The following is a 16199-nucleotide window of genomic DNA, read 5'->3' as shown; positions in this document are numbered from 1 at the left end:
CTGTCGCTTGTTCAGGAAGATGGATCAGAGAAATGAATAAACCCTGAATCCCAGGTGAGTTATGGGCATGGAGCAGACATAATCGGTAAAATGCAGGTTTCTGTTGCCAGGTACCTGCGAACCCCGCCTTACGCGGCTAGGCGCAAGGGCTTAAGTTTCGGTCTTGCTACTGCTTACGCAGCAACTGCAACCGGAGCACGATTGTCGTTTGCAATTGTACTAGTTTCGCCGGTAACGGTGGCAGACAGCCGAGACAAAGCTAACCCCTTTAGACGTTCGTCGATCCTATTTCGGCCCCATGATCCTCAAACGAAGGATGTTGGTGGAGCCGCCGGGTACCGCCCCCGGGTCCGATCCGCTTATTACGAGCGCGTTTATGTCCATAGTCCCGAAGGACCCCTCATATATAGGTTAGGACGTGGTCGGATGCAAACCCGGAATGCTAAGGTTGACTTGTATCAAATTCAATAAGTTAAGCAGCTCTGTTCAAGTTGGCGAGAATAAGCCAAAGGGCCAGAACAAGCTCGATTCCACCAAAAGTCAGCGCCTTGACGAACGGGGGATTATCCAGCGCCAAAGACACAAACCGGCCCAACGCGGCCCCTGCATAAACAACGCCCAGCATGGCATATGCCATCGGTGTGTTGAGCCAGAGAACCACGGCACCTGTCACCACGAACAACCCGCCAACCGAGGCTCGCATCTCACTAAGTCCCATGGTGCTTTTGGTGGGGGCTAGGTCCAGCGCGTTGGCTGTGTAGGCCGGGGCCAGAAATCCGAACAAACCAAAGCCGACGGTCAGCAAGGCGGCAATCACGTTAAGGGTTGTGATCATGGACTTTTTCCCTTTCTGCTCTGCCCGCAGAGTCTAGCGCAGCACTATGTAAAGAAAAGCATCTAAATCGCTGACCACAAGCCTATAACTCCGACCGCGATCAGGCTGAGAGCCCAGACAAGTTCCAGATTGAACCAGCTGCGTGACAGAAATTGAAGGCCCAGCCAGCGATAGACGGCGAAGGCCAGAATGCCTCCGCCAAGGATCATGGCGGCTGTGTGAAGTGCAGCGACCGTCAGTACGAGCAGGCCATTGCTCGCCATGATCTGAGAGACTGCGATCTGGCCCGTTTCCAGCTCGTCTGATCCACACAATCCAAGATAAATCGGAACCAACATCAACGCCGCGCCGTGTGCCAGCGCAACGAGGAACGACCAAAGTGCCAATTTGCTTGGCGGTACGCGCGACAACATCCGGGGATGCCGGCGTGTTATGGCGATGTAAACACCCATTGTGATCACAATCAGCGCAGCGCCGATACGAATTTCGCGTTGATATTCAACCAGAACTGCCATCATAGCAAATGGCAGTAGGACCGCCAGCATGGCGACGAAATGACCACCAGCCAGGGCGGTCAATGCGCGCCACAAAGCTGATGGCCGTTGTTCCATCAGCGCCGAAGATACCGCAAGCGGCCAGCCCATTCCGGGATTCAGGCCATGATAAGCGCCGCTAAGCACAACGGCCAGCCAGAGACCAGCCGTTGATGTCATCAGAGTCTCCAACTCAGACCGATGGGTAGCAGAAACTATCGGTTGAACAGTCTCCACCCTCAAGCCGGATTTGGTGGGCCCGATATCCGTCGGGGAAGTCGACCCAGAACTTCGGATCCAATGTCAGGCCTCCGTTTTCGCCAACATCCGCCTTGACCATCGCAGCCCCGCGTTCACCGGGATAGAACTGATCATCCCAAGTGGAATAAAGCGAATTGGTCCAATATACCCGCTTTCCGTCGCGGCTGATTTCAACCATCTGCGGCCCGTAACCAAAGTCTTGCCCGTTGGGATGTTTTGTTTTCTTGACGATCCCCCCGATCTCGACTTTGCCCGCAAGGGTCGGGTTCATCGGATCAGAGACATCGTATTGATGCATCTCACCCGTGCCCCAACAGGCCACATAAAGGTATTTATCGTCTAAGCTGAGATCGATATCCGTGACCAGTGGCGGAACGGCAGAGAAGCCTTTCAGCAATTCAGGCAAGTCATCAGGATCAGCGGGCTGCGGATCGATCGTGATGGTCTTCTTGGCCTCGAACGTGCCATCATCATTACGCCACCAAGTAAAGATCGCGCCCTGCAGGTTGGTCGTGTCAACCACCACACCACAGAACCCATATTGTTTGACCGGATCGTGAGCGGGCCGGATTTCCAGGGCCATCTGGTGATTTTCACCCAGATCAATGGTCTGAATATTGGTCCGGCTGCGTAGGTTCCAGAAATGGATGCTGTGCCCGTATTTGTTCGAAAGCAGATCCTCGGCCACGATGCCATTTTCGAATTGCGGAGGCAGCCCCCATTCCGAACTGACCATATAGTCACGTGGCAGGTTCCACCAGAAATCGTAGTGTTTGTCTTGGATACCTCGCTCGATCTCGTAGCGCCCGATGATCTCGAAGCTCTCGCAATCCATGATGAAAATGCCCGGAGGGCCGTCCGTGCCGTCTTCGCCACCGCCTCCAAGCGTGCTCACGTAGATCCCCTCCGGTCCGCAATGGATTGTGTGCGGGCGGGAATATCCAGTTTTTGCAAAGACTTCTTCGGGTTCGATGATCTTGTGTATCTTGGCCTCAAGCGGGTTCTTTACGTCGATAATGTAGATCCGGCTGGATCGTATACCAGGAACAATGAGGTAGCGGCGTTCCAGAAACGCATGACCACTAAGCGGTGACAGCGCAGAGGAACAAGCGTTCCACCCGAAATGGTGAAACTCATCGCCTTTCTCTGGCATGATCACTTGATGGACAATTTTTCCGTAATCATCCGAAGTCGGATCCACGTTCACGACGGCCAAACCGTCTGGTTGGGAAAAATCAGGGCTTAGCATCAAAGTGAATGCAAGCGTCTCAGTGGGGCCCTCCATCGCCAGTTTGGCTGATGGGTAAAAGGTTGGGTCCGGTCTTTGGTTCATAACGTCCTCCCGTAAGTCATTGATCTTCAATTCATGTTGGAAGTTCCGGTCTTAACGCCGGATGTCATGCTGCCTGCTCGGGCACCTCGCCGTCCTTCGTTCCTTTTTGCCTGTGGTCAGGCGGGTTTGCGTCGTCTTTCGGCCACGTCCTGCGCCAGTTGCCGTGTGTAGGCCTCAAGTTTGATCAATGCTGCATCGACCGAGCCGGCATCACGCGCTTCTAGTGCGTCTGTGATGTCACTGTGGAGGGCGATGATCTCTTCGCGGGATCGGGCCGTGAACGTAATCATGTTCATCAGAGGTTGCATAGCCTCGACCGCACCGGCCAATTGGTAGGACAGAACGGGGTTGCCCGCGCCATCCACAAGCGCGCGATGAAAGGCGACGTCGGACGCGCAGAAAGCCTCATCTGTGAGACCTGGTTGCGCCTGACGAAATATCTCGGCCCGCATGGTGGCGAGTTGATCTGCGGTGCGGCGTTGTGACGACAAAGCAGCGCATGCACGTTCGAGCGCATAACGCGCTTCGCATGCGGTGTCGAAACTGACAGCGTTCATCGACAGCAGCAGTGTCGAGGTTGTGACTTGTTGGGAATAGGCATCCTCAAAACTCAGTCGGTTCACAAACGCACCACCCGATGCCCCGCGTTGCGTGCGGATAAGGGACTGCGCTGCCAGGCGTTTCAGTGCTTCGCGAACCGTAGGCCGCGATACTTTGAACTGATCGGCCAACTCAGATTCTGAGGGCAGACGCTCATCTACGATTAGCCGACCCGAAATAATGGCGTCGCGGATTGCCTGAGCAATTTGAGCGGACAGATCTGCAGTACTCTGAGGGTCGATTTTCATGGTTGTTTTCGGCGATGCGTAATTTTTATTTGTCTGACATTTAAAAGTCTGACATTTGAAAAGCAAGAGAGTTGAGTCGGGAGGAGCAAGTGAGTCGCTCAATTTTCCGCAGCGCGCTTTGGTTGGGCTTCTACATCACGATCCTTTGGTCGTGGTGGATGATGGTCTCGATGAGCCGCGATATGGACGTGGACTGGATCGGTCGACCCGGACCGATGGGTCAGGCGATGGCGGCCATGGATCCGCGTATGGACATGTATATGCCCATGGCCGAGTTCGGCCCGCTTTTCTGGATGTGGGCGATCATGATGGCGGCCATGATGCTGCCGACTTTGGTGCCCACGTTGCGCAGTTATGATGATCTGATCCGCAGCGCGAACGGTACGCGGGTAGGGTGGCTGGGGGTTCTATCCGGATACTTCATAGTTTGGGTGGGCTTCGCTGCGCTGATCACTGGCCTGCAATTGGCGCTGCTGTTTGGCGGCGCGGTTGATATGTTGGGAATCGCTAAATCGCCATATCTGGCCGCCGGCCTGTTGATCGCCGTGGGTGCCTTTCAGTTTTCTCGGGTGAAAGAAGTCTGCCACGGTGTTTGCCATGCACCGATGACGTATTTTCTGGGCCACTGGAAAACCGGATTCGGCGGCGGTGTACGCATGGGCGTCGGACTGGGTGCGTTCTGTGTCGGTTGCTGCTGGGGCTTCATGGCGTTGGGCTTTGTCGGCGGCGTCATGAGCCTGCTCTGGATGGGGCTGGCGACCCTGTTCATGGTATTGGAAAAGCTTCCCCAGATCGGGCACGCCGTGACCCGTCCTATGGGATTCGTCTTGATTGCGGGTGGTTTTGCCCTGCTCGCTCATCACATTGTTTACGGAGGATAAGTCGATGGCTAAAAACAGAAAACCGGATGCAGACAAGCTGCCGGTCAGTCAAAGAATTGACAGCCGGATGCCAAATCCCAAGCGGCGTGAGATGAGCCCGACCGATTGGGCGGTTAAGGGTGAACTGATCCTGAACTGTTCATGTGACGTATTCTGCCCATGCGTGGTTTCGCTGGGTGCACACCCTCCGACCGAAGGGCATTGCCACGCGTGGATGGGTATCGCGATCGACGAAGGCCATTACGAAGGCGAAGATTTGTCCGGTCTGAATGTAGGTCTGCTGGTTGATATCCCCGGACGCATGGGCGAAGGCCAGTGGAAAGTCGCGGCTTATGTGGATGAACGTGCCAGCGGCAAGGCTTATAATGGACTGTTGCAGATATTCAGCGGTCAGGCAGGTGGCACAACCGGGCTGTTCACTATGTTGGTCAGCGAGATCATAGGGGCTGAACGTGCACCGGTTCAGATCGAAAGGGACGGCACCAAACGCCGGATCATGATAGGGCGCAAGATTCAGGGTGAGATCGAAATGCTTGCGGGCAAAGACCCAGAGCACCCAGTGATGGTTTCAAATTCGAAATACTGGATGGGGCCGGACATCATTGTAGCAAAAGGTACGAAATCCAAGGTGCGCGACTATGGTCGCGTATGGGACTTCGGCGGCAAGTCAGCCGAGATCTGCCCGATTGACTGGCACGGGCCTAAGTAATGATAACCGGTGCCTATGCCCGTGAAATGGCGCGATATAACCACTGGCAAAACAACCAGTTAAAGAGCTTTCTCAAAGCTCTTTCAGACGAAGAATTGGCACGGGATCGCGGCGCTTTTTTCGGGTCGATCATGGGAACTGCCAATCATCTGCTTTGGGGGGATTGGATCTGGATTTCCCGGTTTGACAAGGGACCGGGGCCAGGTGGTGGCATTCCTGAGAGTGTCTCGATCTGCACTGGCATGGCCGACTGGCTGCCGCTGCGCGATACGATTGACGCCCGTATTGCCAGATGGGCCAATACGTTGGTGGATGATGTCCTGAGCGGTTCGTTCACGTGGTACTCGGCTGCAAAAGAGAACGACGTAACAAAGCCTTACGGGCAATGCGTCATTCATATGTTCAATCATCAGACACATCATCGCGGACAATTGCACCAAATGCTAACCGAGGCTGGTTCGCAGGCACCTGTCAGCGATCTTGTCTTTCTGCCAGAGGATTTCTGACATGGCAGTCATCTCACCGAACCGGCGCGTGCGCAAAACCCCATTCACTCCGGGCGTCGAGGCCGAAGGCGTCAAAGGGTATACAGTTTATAATCACATGCTGCTTGCGACGGTTTTTGAAAGCGTCGAAGCTGATGCGGCGCATCTGAAACAGCATGTTCAGGTCTGGGATGTCTCGTGTGAGCGGCAGGTACAGATCAAAGGCCCGGATGCGTTGCGGCTGATGAAGATGCTCAGCCCGCGCGATATGGACAAAATGCAGGCGAACCAGTGCTATTATGTGCCGATAGTAGATCACAATGGCGGCATGCTGAATGATCCTGTTGCGATCAAGCTGGCGGATGATCACTATTGGTTGTCGGTTGCCGATGGTGACCTTTGGCAATTTGCACTGGGAATCGTGATTGCGCTGGGGCTGGATGTCGATATTTCTGAGCCGGATGTGTCGCCCTTGGCGGTACAGGGCCCCAAGGCGGACGAGCTGATGACGCGCGTCTTTGGTGATGAAGTTAGGGATATAAAGTTCTTTCGATATAAACGGTTAGCGTTTGAAGATACATCTTTCGTCGTCGCCCGGTCTGGCTGGTCAAAACAAGGCGGGTTCGAGATATACGTCGAAGGGACGGATTATGGCATGCCACTATGGGACACGCTGTTTTCTAATGGCCGAGACCTGAACGTGCGGGCAGGTTGCCCAAACGGGATTGAGCGTGTTGAAAGCGGTCTGTTGAGTTTCGGGTCGGACATGCGGCGCGAGAATACGCCCTATGAATGCGGGCTAGCACGGTTCTGCAATTCTCCGCTGGATTACATCGGTAAAGCCGCTTTGGCGGATCAGGCAAAAAACGGTCCACCCCGACAGATCCGTCCGCTTGTCATTGAAGGTGAGATCGGACCGTGCACCGAATCTTGGCCGCTGATGGCCGGGGGCCGGCAGGTCGGGCAGGTGGCTTCGGCTGCGTATTCACCCGAGTTTGGAGTGAATGTAGCCATTGGAATGGTCGACCGGTCCCATTGGGCGCCAGGTACGCGGATTGAATTGATGACCGAACATGGAATGCGATGGGCCGAGGTGCAGGAAAAATTCTGGCGCTAAGCCCTTGTTTCAGGAACACAGCCGATTGAGGCAATAGAAGGAGTAAGTTCATGTTTAATGCACTTGTCGTTGAAAAAGATGAAGAAAGTGGCCTCGCAAGCGCTTCGGTGAAGCAGATTTCTCTGGATGCGCTGCCGGATGGAGAAGTGACGATCGCCGTTGAATATTCAACGGTGAACTACAAGGACGGTCTGTGCATGTCGCCCAAAGGCGGTGGTCTGGTGCGTAGCTATCCTCATATTCCGGGCATCGATTATGCGGGCACGGTCGAGCAGTCCTCGGATGCACGCTACAAACCTGGCGACAAGGTCGTGCTGACGGGCTGGCGCGTAGGTGAAGCGCATTGGGGCGGCTATTCACAAAAAGCAAACGCGCGGGCAGATTGGCTGGTGCCGTTGCCGGATGGGTTGGATACACGGCAGGCGATGGCAGTTGGCACTGCCGGGTTCACCGCTATGCTGGCCGTCATGGCGCTGGAGGATCAAGGTTTGCAGCCGGGTCATGGCCCGGTGTTGGTCACAGGTGCCGCAGGAGGTGTCGGCTCGGTCGCGACGGCCATTTTGGCCCATCTGGGCTATGAGGTTGCAGCTGTGACCGGGCGTCCTGAAACCGAAGAATACCTGAAATCACTGGGTGCAACCACAATTGTCCCGCGTGACGAGTTGAACGAGACCACCAAGCGTCCGCTGGAAAGTGAAACTTGGTCCGGATGTGTTGATGCGGTGGGCGGAGCGATGCTTGCCCGCGTGCTGGGGCAGATGAAGTATGGGGCCTCGATCGCTGCGGTTGGCCTTGCCGGTGGTGCGGCGCTGCCCGCGACCGTGATCCCATTCCTGCTGCGCGGTGTTAATCTGTTGGGCATCGACAGCGTGATGCAGCCATACGACAACCGGGTCCGTGCCTGGAAGCGTATCGCAACCGATCTGCCCATGGATAAGCTTGAGGCGATGGTCCATGCAGCAACCCTTTCTGATCTGCCCCAGTTGGGAGCGGACATCCTGCAAGGTCAGGTAAAAGGGCGCGTCGTGGTAAACGTGAACGCTTGATAGACAAAACAGACAACGGATCGGCCGGAGCATGCATCCGACCGACCCAATTGTCGGGAATGCGGCCGAAATGCCGGAAACAGTTCTGGCCATTGCCACATTTCGTGACCATGATTGCTATACATCCCATTTGTGATGGCTTAAGACCCATCCGAACATCACCTGAAGACGGGGAGTGAGCAGCATGTCTGATGATTTCGAACTCGATACCGATGATCTGAAACGCCGCATGGACGGTGCCATGGCCAACCTCAGAACCGAATTCGCTTCGCTGCGGACCGGTCGTGCATCGGCTTCAATGCTTGAGCCCGTCATGGTCGATGCTTACGGCGCGATGACTCCGATCAATCAGGTTGGTACCGTGAACGTCCCTGAACCGCGCATGGTAACCGTGAATGTTTGGGACAAGGGCCTCGTAGGCAAAGTTGAAAAGGCCATTCGGGAAAGCGGTTTGGGTATAAACCCGCAACTGAATGGTACCATCATCATGCTGCCGATTCCCGAACTGAACGAAGAACGCCGTCGCGAGCTCGGCAAGGTCGCGGGTCAATATGCAGAAAGCGCACGGGTTTCGATCAGGAATGTGCGCCGTGATGGCATGGACCAGATCAAAAAGGCCAAGGCAGACGGCATGTCCGAGGACGATCAGAAATTCTGGGAAACCGAGGTTCAGGAGCTGACGGATACCATGATCAAATCCGTCGATGATGCGCTCGAGACCAAACAAGCCGAGATCATGCAGGTCTGAGCCTCGGATATGCCAAAGGATCCCGATACCTCTCCGATTGCAGGGCCGCGCCACGTTGCTATCATCATGGACGGCAACGGTCGCTGGGCACAGTCACGCGGGCGGCCTCGATTGTTTGGCCATCATGCAGGTGCGCGCCGCGTCCGTGAGGTGGTCGAGGCCTGCCCAGGTTTAGGGATCAAGTATCTGACAGTATTTGCGTTTTCGACTGAAAACTGGAAACGCACTCAGGTCGAAGTTGCAGGCCTGATGAGCTTGTTTCGCCGTTACATCGCCAAAGAGACCAAGACCTTGAAAGATAACGGCATTCGGGTCCGTTTCATTGGGGATAGAGTTCGGCTGGATGCCAAGCTGACCGAGCTGATGGATACGCTTGAACGCGAAACACAGAACAATGACCTGGTTCATCTAACCGTTGCCTTGAACTATGGCGGTCGTGACGAGGTGGCGCGCGCGACCAGACGTTTGGCACGTGACGTTGCCGATGGCATTCTGCGCCCCGAGGACGTGGACGAGGAAACTCTGCCTAAATATCTGGACACGCGCGTTCTGCCAGACCCCGATTTGGTGATCCGTACCAGTGGTGAAGCGCGGATTTCGAATTTCCTGCTGTGGCAGTCTGCCTATTCCGAATACGAATTCATCGATACTTTGTGGCCTGATTTCACAGCTGCAGAACTGGAACGGCTGTGCCGCAACTATGGATCGCGTGAACGGCGGTTTGGAGCGGTCCCGGCATGAGTGATGGCCGATGGTCTGATCTGACTGCCCGGGTTTTGTCGGCTTCGGTTCTTGTGACTATTGCGGCAGTCGAAGTTTGGCTAGGCGGCCTGTGGTTTGAGATATTTATCGGCACCGTCTGCGGTCTGATGATATGGGAACTGATCCGGATGATCGACCCAGAACGTCAGGGTGTCGCGTTTCAGCTGGCGATACTGACCGGGTTCGCCGTGGTCCTAAGCTATCATCTACCACCGCTATACAAGCTTCCATGTTTGGTGGCCCCGGCATTGGTAGGAGCAGGACAGATCAACCGTGCGCGCGGGATATACGTCCTGTTTGCCCTTTGGATCGCGATGTCGGGGCTGGGATTCATATCGATCCGAGAAAACCTGGGATTTGGATGGATGGTTTGGCTGATCCTTGTGGTCGTGGCCACGGATGTCGCCGGGTATTTTGTGGGCAAAACGCTTGGCGGACCTAAGTTCTGGCCCAGAGTTAGCCCCAAGAAGACATGGTCCGGTACGGTTGGAGGCTGGGTTGCTGCCGCGCTGGTCGGAACAGTTTTTGCGCACTATGCCGGTTTCGGCATTGCTTTTATCGTTGTCTCGGTTCTTGCCTCTATGGCCAGCCAGATCGGTGATATTGTTGAAAGCGCGACAAAACGTGGCTTTGGCGTTAAGGACAGCTCAAACCTTATACCCGGCCATGGCGGGTTTCTGGACCGGTTTGATGGGATGATGGGCGCGTCAGTCTTTGTGTTGCTCGCAGGGCTGTTTTACGCGCCCGGAGGTATGTGATGCGAAGGGTATCCATATTTGGTGCGACTGGTTCCATTGGCCAGAATACGATTGATCTGATCGCAAGAAATCCGAATGCCTATGACGTGGTCGCGTTGACCGGTGGACGCAACGTCGCGCAGCTTGCACGCGATGCAGTGCGCCTGGATGCAGACGTGGCGGTGACTGCGTTTGATGACAAACTCGATGATCTGCGTGACGCATTGGCCGGCAGCAGAGTGCGAGCGGCTGCGGGGCAGGCCGCTCTGATCGAGGCCGGGGCGCGACCGGCGGATTGGGTGATGTCTGCAATTGTCGGTTCCGCAGGACTGGCTCCGGGGATCGAAGCGTTGAAACAAGGGGCGACACTCGCGCTTGCCAACAAGGAAACGCTGGTTTGTGCCGGGCCGCTGGTTCTGGAAACGGCTCGGGCGCATGGCGCCACGCTATTACCCGTGGATAGCGAACATTCGGCAGTTTTTCAGGCGCTTGTGGGCGAGGATATGACAAGCGTCGAACGGATCATTATCACCGCAAGCGGTGGAGCGTTCCGGGATTGGCCGCTTGGCGATCTGGCCAAAGCAACTGTTGAACAGGCATCGAGTCATCCGAACTGGAACATGGGACAGCGGATTACGATCGACAGCGCATCTATGTTCAACAAGGCATTGGAAGTTATAGAAACCAAAGAATATTTTGGCGTTAACCCATCGAATATCGAAGTCCTCGTGCACCCCGAATCCATCGTTCACGCACTGGTCGGATTTCAGGACGGCGCCTTGATGGCGCATCTGGGGGCTCCGGATATGCGCCATGCCATCGGGTACGCGCTGCATTGGCCCGAACGGCGCGATTTACCTGTTGCGCGCCTGGATCTCGCGCAACTGGGTCAGTTGCGATTTCATGCACCGGATGAAGCGCGTTACCCGGCTTTGCGTCTTGCCCGCGAAGTGATGCAGCGCGGCGGCTTGTCCGGTGCGATCTTCAACGCCGCCAAAGAGCGCGCATTGGACCACTTTATAGAAAACCGGATACGTTTTTTGGATATGGCAGACACGGTGTCGGCCGTGTTGGAGCGCTTTGAGGCCTCAGACAGCCTGATTGATGCACCATTGACCCTTGATAATGTACAGCAAACGGACCATCTCGCACGTCAGTGGGTCGATGAAACCGTATTGGAACGAGCAGGATAGAACTTTTGGATATACTCTCTTTGATCCCGCAATTTGGCAATCTGCTCTACACGATAATAGCCTTTGTTATTGCGCTTTCCGTGATTGTCGCGGTGCACGAATACGGCCACTACATCGTTGGTCGGTGGTCTGGCATTCATGCCGAAGTGTTCTCGATCGGTTTCGGCCCGGTTCTATGGAGCCGCATAGATAAGCGCGGCACTCGCTGGCAGGTCGCGCTGCTGCCATTTGGCGGTTATGTCAAATTCCTCGGGGATGCCAATGCCGCGTCCGGCAAAGACGTAGACGCGATGAGTGAGATCTCCGCGCAAAGCCCGGAAGAGCTGCGCCGCACCATGCACGGCGCCCCGCTTTGGGCGCGTGCGGCTACTGTTGCGGCAGGGCCGGTCTTTAATTTCGTGATGTCGATATTGGTGTTTGGCCTGATTTTCTGGTCGCAGGGTGTTTCCCGTGAACCTTTGACAGTTGGTGCACTGCAGCCGTTGCCTGGTACAATTCAGGGTCTGCAGGAGGGCGATGAGATTATCGCCATCGCAGGCATTCCAACACCGGATTTCGATGACGCAAGCAACTGGTCCGATTTCATCAATTCGCTGCCTGTAGAACCAGAGCTGGACTATACGGTTATCCGAGATGGAGAGACCACTGATGTCGTGGCACCTTGGCTCTTTCCACCGCTAATCCAACAGGTTACGCCGCGCAGTGCCGCGATGGACATACAGTTGCAGCAAGGCGACGTAATCAGGGCGGTAGACGGTGATCCGATCTTTGCGTTCGAGCAGCTTAAGGAACATGTCGAAGGATCGAACGGGCGCGTATTGCTGCTGGATGTATGGCGCGACGGGGCGGATTTGGAATTTGCACTTGCGCCCCGACGCACGGACGAGCCGACGTCGGATGGTGGTTTCATCACCCATTGGCGCATCGGTATCGTAGGCGGCATGATGATCGATCCCGAAACCGTTCCAGCGGGCATTTGGGATTCGATCGAAGGTGGCGTGGTCCAAACCGGGCGCATCATCGAAGGCTCACTGTCGGGAATGTGGCACATGATCACCGGAGCGATCAGCACCTGCAACATTTCCGGGCCGATCGGTATTGCCGAAACCTCGGGTGCTATGGCCAGCCAGGGGGCACAGAACTTCATCTTCTTCATCGCCGTATTGTCAACGGCGGTCGGGTTGCTGAACCTGTTCCCGATCCCAGCCTTGGATGGGGGACACTTGCTATTCTACGCTTATGAAGCTGTGTCTGGCAGACCACCCAGTGATAAAGCGCTGAGGGTACTGATGGGGGTCGGTGTCACGCTAATCCTGTCATTGATGCTTTTCTCGGTCAGTAATGATCTGTTCTGCTGATTAAGGCGATCTTGGCACCGTTCCGACGCAAAATTGCCGCAATTCAAGCCTATCTTATCGGGGTGCATCGATAAGTGTAGGCTTGAGTTCAATGACCAAGGCGTTTCAAAAATCCTATCAGAGTGTCAGCGTCCTGTTCCAGTTGAACTGGGATATGCTGCTTAGCTTTGCCGTGACCGCACTGGCTCTAGCTGTTGGTGGTTATCTGCTCGGTTTGTGATTCTCCTGAATATGTCTGACTTACGTGCAACGGCCTGATGGGCCGTTTTTGCTTTTTCGTCTTTTGACATGGCCTCACAATCGGGCTACTCAGCAGCTAAAGGCTGAAAATTCTGGGTAGTGATAAAAATGACTGACAGCAGGCGCACGGGCACATACTGCGGCTCGCGGGGGCGGAAAAGCAACATTTTGTGGCAGGCACTAACGTTCTTTTTCCTTTTTGCCACACCGGGTTTACTGGTTCTGACGCAGCCCGCACAGGCGCAATCTTACACCATCAACAGCTTCGAAGTTGAGGGCAATCGACGGATCGAGACTTCGACGATTATCGCCCGCACCGGAATCGAACCGGGGCAGACTGTTACGGCAGGACAATTGAATGATGCCTTCCAGCGTTTGCTTGACAGTGGTGTTTTTGAAACAGTCGAACTTACACCACGTGGCAGTACGTTGGTCATCGCGGTCGAGGAATACCCGACCATCAACCAGATTAGCATCGAGGGCAATCGCCGCGTAAAAGATGATCTCCTGCTCGAAGCGATATCGTCCCAAACCCGCCGCGTATTCACGCCTCAACAGGCCGAAGCGGACGCTGACCTGATTGCCGAAGTATATTCGGCGCAGGGCCGCGTATCCGCGACGGTTATCCCGCGCATCATTCGTCGCAGCGATAACCGTGTCGATCTGGTGTTCGAAGTCGCCGAGGGAACGACAATCGAGGTCGAGCGAGTCAGTTTTGTAGGAAACCGCGCGTTTTCGGACCGTCGACTGCGCCGCGTGCTTGAAACAAAGCAGGCGAACATTCTGCGGACCTTCCTTCGCGGCGACACCTTCATTGCCGACAGAATCGAATTCGACAAACAGGTGATCCGTGATTTCTACCTGTCACGCGGTTATATCGATTTTCGCGTCAATAGTGCCAATGTCGAATTCACCCGCGAACGGGATGCATTCTTTCTGGTTATGAACGTCACAGAAGGACAGCGGTTCTCGTTCGGTCAGATTACGACCGTCAGTGAGATCCCGGGTGTGGACCCGGCGCCTTATCAGGCGGCTCTGAAAGTCAAACCAGGTGTAATTTACTCTCCGACGGTGCTTGAGAACTCGATCGCGCGGATGGAGCGTCTGGGGCTGAAAAACGGCGTTGATTTTCTGCGGGTCGAGCCCCGGGTAACGCGTAATCCCCGCGATCTGACATTGGATGTCCAGTTCGTGCTGACCCGTGGCCCGCGTATCTTTGTGGAACGCATCGATATCGAGGGGAACACAACCACGCTAGACCGTGTGATCCGCCGTCAATTCGATACCGTTGAAGGCGACCCCTTCAATCCCCGCGAAATCCGCCAGAGCGCCGAACGTATTCGCGCCTTGGGTTTCTTCTCGGTCGCTGATGTGGAAACCCGCGAGGGATCGTCGCCAAGCCAGGTTATCGTGGACGTGGATGTCGAAGAACAACCAACCGGTTCGTTGAGCCTGGGTGGTAGCTACTCGGTCTCGGACGGTTTCGGGATCGCAATCGGATTGAATGAATCGAACTTCCTCGGCCGCGGGCAAAACTTGGGTATCACGTTGTCGACAGCTCAGGATTCTGAGCAGTACGTTATCAACTTTACCGAGCCTTATCTGCTGGGCCGTAAGCTACGCTTTGATCTTGGGCTTGGTCTGGCCAGCACCAATTCGAGCTTTGCCAGCTACGACACAAAAACAGTGTTCTTCCGCCCACAGCTGAGCTACGCGATTGGTGAATTGTCGGCGTTGCGTCTTCGCTATGGTTGGGATCGCAGCGAAATGACCCAGCAGAGCAATGAGCGGAACGGCGCTGTCATCTCATCAGAGATCGATCAGGGGAAACGAACCAGCAGTTCTCTGGGTGTGTCCTACGTATACGATAGCCGTATTGGTGGCCTGAACCCCACAGCGGGCGTCTTGTTCGAAGTCGGCGTGGATGCTGCTGGTCTTGGCGGGGACAATGAATTTTTCAAAACCACGGCACGGGCGATAGCCCAGAAACGCGTCCTCAACGAAGAAGTCGTATTGCGCGCGACGCTTGAACTGGGTGCGCTGAACTGGACCGGGGACGATTTCAGCCGCACGCTCGACCGGTTTGTTCTAGGTCCCAGCACATTCCGCGGGTTTGAGCCTGCTGGTATCGGGCCGCGTGACCTTTCGAACGGGCAGGATGATGCCATCGGCGGCAACTACTACTGGGTTGCTCGTTTCGAATCGGACTTCCCGCTGGGGCTGCCCGAAGAACTGGGGCTGCGTGGCGGCGTCTTCTACGATGTTGGCAACCTCTACAATCTCAACAACGTCAACACCGCAGGCGCTGATATTGTTGGTGAAAGCGGTTCGATCCGGCATGTTGTAGGGGTATCCGTACTGTGGGAAACACCGTTTGGTCCGCTTCGCTTCAACTTCTCGCAAGCCCTCAAGAAAGAGGACTTCGATAAAGAGCAAAGCTTTGACCTGACCGTTCAAGCCAGGTTCTGATCGCGAATGATCACCGAAGTTAAGAACATCCTGCAGGGCCCGCTAAGGGCCCTGTGCGTTTTGGTACTGCTAGCTGTAGCAATGCCGCTGGGTGCGCAGCAATTGGGCGTGCCACAAACAGACGTTCTGACAATCTCCAGTGAGCGTTTGTTTGCAGATTCCGCCTTTGGGCAGCGCGTCTTTCGCGAGATTGAAGCCGAAAGCACCCTTTTGGCTGAAGAAAACGAACGGATTGTGGCGCAGTTGAGCAAGGAAGAAAAAGATCTGACCGAAAAGAGGTCAGATCTTTCGGCGGACGAGTTTCGCCCGCTTGCCGAAGCTTTTGACGAGAAAGTTCAATCACACCGTGACGGCCAGCGCGCCAAACTGGACGCATTAGCGCGGCGCGGCGAAGAGGCGCGTGGTCAGTTTTTTGAAATGGCGCAACCGGTGCTGATCGAACTGCTGCGCGAATTTGGCGCCTCGATTGTGATCGAGCGGTCCAATGTGGTTCTAAGCACGGACGCCTCAGATATTACCAACGCTGCGATCGCCAGGATCGATGCCGCAATCGGCGACGGCGCTACACTTGAAAACAATAACAACGAATAGGCTGGCTTGCCCTTAGGTACGGGTATTGCTAACCACGCTTGAAAGAGACATCC

General features: G+C 55.4%; 17 protein-coding genes and 1 other RNA gene. 13 read left to right on the top strand and 5 right to left on the bottom strand.

All coding sequences use genetic code 11. The features are described 5' to 3' along the window. Nucleotides 1-89: 89 nt before the first annotated feature. The 5 genes from ssrA to ACR0MP_RS05605 form a co-directional block, all read right to left on the bottom strand. Nucleotides 90-436, bottom strand: a transfer-messenger RNA (tmRNA) gene (ssrA, locus tag ACR0MP_RS05625). A gap of 36 nt (nucleotides 437-472) precedes the next feature. Next, nucleotides 473-835: a DUF4345 family protein gene (locus ACR0MP_RS05620; protein WP_170405603.1), complete on the bottom strand. Its 363-nt coding sequence runs from the start codon at nucleotides 833-835 to the stop codon at nucleotides 473-475. A gap of 62 nt (nucleotides 836-897) precedes the next feature. Then, nucleotides 898-1548: a hypothetical protein gene (locus tag ACR0MP_RS05615; protein WP_170405605.1), complete on the bottom strand. Its 651-nt coding sequence runs from the start codon at nucleotides 1546-1548 to the stop codon at nucleotides 898-900. A 13-nt stretch (nucleotides 1549-1561) separates the two neighbouring features. Beyond that, complete coding sequence (locus ACR0MP_RS05610) at nucleotides 1562-2962, bottom strand: selenium-binding protein SBP56-related protein (protein WP_170393145.1); 1401 nt, start codon at nucleotides 2960-2962, stop codon at nucleotides 1562-1564. Nucleotides 2963-3078: 116 nt separating this feature from the next. Then, on the bottom strand, nucleotides 3079-3810 hold the full coding sequence (locus tag ACR0MP_RS05605) for a FadR/GntR family transcriptional regulator (RefSeq protein ID WP_170405607.1): 732 nt from the start codon (nucleotides 3808-3810) through the stop codon (nucleotides 3079-3081). Nucleotides 3811-3899: 89 nt separating this feature from the next. Here ACR0MP_RS05605 and ACR0MP_RS05600 point away from each other — a divergent pair, with 89 nt between their 5' ends. The 13 genes from ACR0MP_RS05600 (at nucleotide 3900) to ACR0MP_RS05540 (ending at nucleotide 16146) form a co-directional block, all read left to right on the top strand. Then, on the top strand, nucleotides 3900-4691 hold the full coding sequence (locus ACR0MP_RS05600) for a DUF2182 domain-containing protein (protein ID WP_170405611.1): 792 nt from the start codon (nucleotides 3900-3902) through the stop codon (nucleotides 4689-4691). A gap of 4 nt (nucleotides 4692-4695) precedes the next feature. After that, entirely contained in the window at nucleotides 4696-5400 is a 705-nt protein-coding gene (locus ACR0MP_RS05595) for a DUF1326 domain-containing protein (protein WP_170393142.1), read from the top strand. Further along, nucleotides 5400-5906, top strand: coding sequence for a DinB family protein (locus ACR0MP_RS05590; RefSeq protein ID WP_480885939.1), 507 nt, complete (start codon nucleotides 5400-5402; stop codon nucleotides 5904-5906). Before ACR0MP_RS05595 ends, ACR0MP_RS05590 begins: the two co-directional genes overlap by 1 nt. Before the next feature lies 1 nt (nucleotide 5907). Next, nucleotides 5908-7002 carry a dimethylsulfoniopropionate demethylase gene (locus tag ACR0MP_RS05585; RefSeq protein ID WP_170405614.1) on the top strand — a complete coding sequence of 365 codons (1095 nt, stop codon included), beginning with the start codon at nucleotides 5908-5910 and terminating at the stop codon, nucleotides 7000-7002. A gap of 50 nt (nucleotides 7003-7052) precedes the next feature. Beyond that, entirely contained in the window at nucleotides 7053-8048 is a 996-nt protein-coding gene (gene acuI, locus ACR0MP_RS05580) for an acryloyl-CoA reductase (RefSeq protein ID WP_170405618.1), read from the top strand. 184 nt (nucleotides 8049-8232) lie between these two features. Continuing rightward, nucleotides 8233-8796, top strand: coding sequence for a ribosome recycling factor (gene frr, locus ACR0MP_RS05575; RefSeq protein WP_170393138.1), 564 nt, complete (start codon nucleotides 8233-8235; stop codon nucleotides 8794-8796). Nucleotides 8797-8805: 9 nt separating this feature from the next. Further along, entirely contained in the window at nucleotides 8806-9537 is a 732-nt protein-coding gene (locus ACR0MP_RS05570) for an isoprenyl transferase (RefSeq protein WP_170405621.1), read from the top strand. Continuing rightward, nucleotides 9534-10316 (top strand): phosphatidate cytidylyltransferase, encoded by a 783-nt coding sequence (locus ACR0MP_RS05565; RefSeq protein ID WP_480885937.1) that lies wholly within the window; start codon nucleotides 9534-9536, stop codon nucleotides 10314-10316. Before ACR0MP_RS05570 ends, ACR0MP_RS05565 begins: the two co-directional genes overlap by 4 nt. Continuing rightward, nucleotides 10316-11488, top strand: a complete 1173-nt coding sequence (gene dxr / locus ACR0MP_RS05560) for a 1-deoxy-D-xylulose-5-phosphate reductoisomerase (RefSeq protein ID WP_170405627.1) — start codon at nucleotides 10316-10318, stop codon at nucleotides 11486-11488. The genes ACR0MP_RS05565 and dxr overlap by 1 nt, the downstream gene beginning before the upstream one ends. A 5-nt stretch (nucleotides 11489-11493) precedes the next feature. Then, nucleotides 11494-12846 (top strand): RIP metalloprotease RseP, encoded by a 1353-nt coding sequence (rseP, locus tag ACR0MP_RS05555; protein ID WP_170735082.1) that lies wholly within the window; start codon nucleotides 11494-11496, stop codon nucleotides 12844-12846. Between the two features lie 91 nt (nucleotides 12847-12937). Next, a complete protein-coding gene (locus ACR0MP_RS05550) occupies nucleotides 12938-13066 on the top strand; it encodes a hypothetical protein (RefSeq protein ID WP_255612105.1) in 129 nt (42 codons plus the stop codon). Nucleotides 13067-13194: 128 nt separating this feature from the next. Beyond that, the gene (gene bamA / locus ACR0MP_RS05545; protein WP_170393133.1) at nucleotides 13195-15555 is read left to right on the top strand and encodes an outer membrane protein assembly factor BamA; all 2361 of its coding nucleotides are present in this window, start codon (nucleotides 13195-13197) and stop codon (nucleotides 15553-15555) included. A gap of 6 nt (nucleotides 15556-15561) precedes the next feature. Further along, entirely contained in the window at nucleotides 15562-16146 is a 585-nt protein-coding gene (locus ACR0MP_RS05540; protein WP_170405633.1) for an OmpH family outer membrane protein, read from the top strand. The last annotated feature ends 53 nt before the right edge of the window (nucleotides 16147-16199 follow it).

Source organism: Ruegeria sp. K3 (assembly GCF_056531845.1).
The sequence above is the reverse complement of the archived record's forward strand: the minus strand, read 5'-3'. Positions and strand labels throughout refer to the sequence as shown.

What these genes read in the sequence shown, in the direction of transcription:
- ACR0MP_RS05585 (WP_170405614.1), top strand. Translation starts at nt 5,908, where the DNA reads ATGGCAGTCATCTCACCGAACCGGCGCGTGCGCAAAACCCCATTCACT.
- ACR0MP_RS05565 (WP_480885937.1), top strand. Translation starts at nt 9,534, where the DNA reads ATGAGTGATGGCCGATGGTCTGATCTGACTGCCCGGGTTTTGTCGGCT.
- ACR0MP_RS05595 (WP_170393142.1), top strand. Translation starts at nt 4,696, where the DNA reads ATGGCTAAAAACAGAAAACCGGATGCAGACAAGCTGCCGGTCAGTCAA.
- dxr (WP_170405627.1), top strand. Translation starts at nt 10,316, where the DNA reads ATGCGAAGGGTATCCATATTTGGTGCGACTGGTTCCATTGGCCAGAAT.
- ACR0MP_RS05615 (WP_170405605.1), bottom strand. Translation starts at nt 1,548, where the DNA reads ATGACATCAACGGCTGGTCTCTGGCTGGCCGTTGTGCTTAGCGGCGCT.
- frr (WP_170393138.1), top strand. Translation starts at nt 8,233, where the DNA reads ATGTCTGATGATTTCGAACTCGATACCGATGATCTGAAACGCCGCATG.
- ACR0MP_RS05570 (WP_170405621.1), top strand. Translation starts at nt 8,806, where the DNA reads ATGCCAAAGGATCCCGATACCTCTCCGATTGCAGGGCCGCGCCACGTT.
- ACR0MP_RS05610 (WP_170393145.1), bottom strand. Translation starts at nt 2,962, where the DNA reads ATGAACCAAAGACCGGACCCAACCTTTTACCCATCAGCCAAACTGGCG.
- ACR0MP_RS05590 (WP_480885939.1), top strand. Translation starts at nt 5,400, where the DNA reads ATGATAACCGGTGCCTATGCCCGTGAAATGGCGCGATATAACCACTGG.
- ACR0MP_RS05540 (WP_170405633.1), top strand. Translation starts at nt 15,562, where the DNA reads ATGATCACCGAAGTTAAGAACATCCTGCAGGGCCCGCTAAGGGCCCTG.
- ACR0MP_RS05605 (WP_170405607.1), bottom strand. Translation starts at nt 3,810, where the DNA reads ATGAAAATCGACCCTCAGAGTACTGCAGATCTGTCCGCTCAAATTGCT.
- acuI (WP_170405618.1), top strand. Translation starts at nt 7,053, where the DNA reads ATGTTTAATGCACTTGTCGTTGAAAAAGATGAAGAAAGTGGCCTCGCA.
- ACR0MP_RS05550 (WP_255612105.1), top strand. Translation starts at nt 12,938, where the DNA reads ATGACCAAGGCGTTTCAAAAATCCTATCAGAGTGTCAGCGTCCTGTTC.
- ACR0MP_RS05620 (WP_170405603.1), bottom strand. Translation starts at nt 835, where the DNA reads ATGATCACAACCCTTAACGTGATTGCCGCCTTGCTGACCGTCGGCTTT.
- bamA (WP_170393133.1), top strand. Translation starts at nt 13,195, where the DNA reads ATGACTGACAGCAGGCGCACGGGCACATACTGCGGCTCGCGGGGGCGG.